This is a genomic window from Nocardia sp. NPDC046763 (assembly GCF_040645495.1).
Taxonomy (GTDB): domain Bacteria; phylum Actinomycetota; class Actinomycetes; order Mycobacteriales; family Mycobacteriaceae; genus Nocardia.
This window is the reverse complement of record NZ_JBEYYI010000092.1, coordinates 1-1,652: the sequence shown is the minus strand read 5'-3', so window position 1 is coordinate 1,652 and position 1,652 is coordinate 1. Positions and strand designations below refer to the sequence as shown.

Sequence of the window (1,652 nt, the reverse complement as noted above, 5' to 3'; positions counted from 1 at the left end):
AGCCTCGATCCACCGATCCGGTTTCGGGTTGGTCTGTGTGTCGAAGGCGCGCATGCCAGCGGGTTTCGGGCGCGAGGTAGCCGCTGGTCTGCCCAGCCTTTCCACCATCGTTCCTGGTCGTAGGGTCGGTTACCGGCCGTTCAGGCGGTCGAGGGCGCGGTGATGGTGGCGTGCCAGAGTTGTCGCCACTGCTGGGCCCACGGCCAATGGGAGGGTAAGTGCAGCATGGGTTTCCGCTGGGGGCGAGCCAGCCGAGCCGGGACGGCGACGAGTTTGCGGCGCAAAGTGGTTCCGCGGGCTTTTCCCAGGCCGGGGTCGGCGAGTGTGCCCGCGGCGCGCAGCAGGTTGTGAGCGATCGCCGCGCACAACACCCAGGCCGAATTCGCGCCGAAACGCCCGGAAGGCATGTGGGCCAGCGGTCCGTCGATCAAGTCGGCGAAGACGGTCTCGATGACGGCATGGCGGCGGTGGGTGATGTCGGCATCGGCCGTGGGCTCGGTGGAGTCGGTGAAGAAGGGGTGGTATCGCCAGACCGGGAACAACTCGTCCTGGCGGGCAACGTCTTTGACGCGGCGCACGATCAACCGAGCGGTGACACGGTCGGGTTTGGAAGCGAAAGCGGTGTAACCGATCTCGGCGACCTCGGCGTCGGAGATCCAACCCCCGGTGTCCGGGTCGCGGACCGCGCCGGGATATTTCACCGGCGTCCACGCATCGGCCGGAATCGACGCGATCGCGGCAGTCACCGCCGGATTCTTGGTCAGCACCAGCGAGAACCGTGCGTCCAGGCGGCGACACGCACCGACCACGGCCCGGCCACCGAACGCCGAGTCACCCCGAACGAGGATTTCACCGCTCGCCCCGGCCGCGCGGGCGGTGCCGATGGCCTGGGCGATCATCCGTCCCGCCCCTTTGGCCGAACCGGCCTTCCCAGCCCGCAGCCGCATCCCGGCGACCACCGGCGCGGCGATATCGGTGCTGAGGGTGGTCGCCAATGGCGAAAGCCCTTTGCGCAGAACCTGTTTACCCGAAACCTTGGTGAACCCGTAGGACGCACCCTGTTTGGCATACCCGTAGACCGGACGCAGCAGCGAGTCGATATCGACGAACGCACGCGCACCGGCACCCGGTAGCAGATCGACCCGCTCACACAACCGCGACAGGTGCACGCGCAGCACCGACTCGAGCTGACGGGCGTGACCGAAACTGAACTCCCGCAACAGAGTTCCGACCGTCGAGGGCGCATACACACGGTCGAACACCGTTGCCATGCCGCCGCTGCGCAGCACGTCGATATCGTCGATACTGTCCGCGCCCGCACACATCCCCGCGATCAGGGTCGCCAGCTTCGGACCCGGATTCGCCGCCCCCGACCGGATCCGCGACGAGGTGATCGACACCTTCTCCGCCAGCAGCTCACCCAGCCCGCTCGCCTCGGCCAGCCCCATCACCGGAACCAACCCGGCCAACGACACCAGATTCTGATCATCGAACACCGCTGACTCCGCGGCGAACCTATGCGAAACTTGCACCCGAAGTGTCCTTCTGAACCGGACCGATCATTGCCTAGACAACAGTGATCATCCCAGCTCGAAGGACACTTTTCTCATTGATCAAACACCGACGGGCACAAGCCCATCGGTGGATCGAGG

1 protein-coding gene is annotated in these 1,652 nt (G+C 66.2%); it reads right to left on the bottom strand.

The window, feature by feature from the left end; all coding sequences use genetic code 11:
- Positions 1–140: 140 nt before the first annotated feature.
- A complete protein-coding gene (locus ABZ909_RS43595) occupies positions 141–1,532 on the bottom strand; it encodes an IS1380 family transposase (protein WP_357012380.1) in 1,392 nt (463 codons plus the stop codon).
- Between the last annotated feature and the right edge of the window lie 120 nt (positions 1,533–1,652).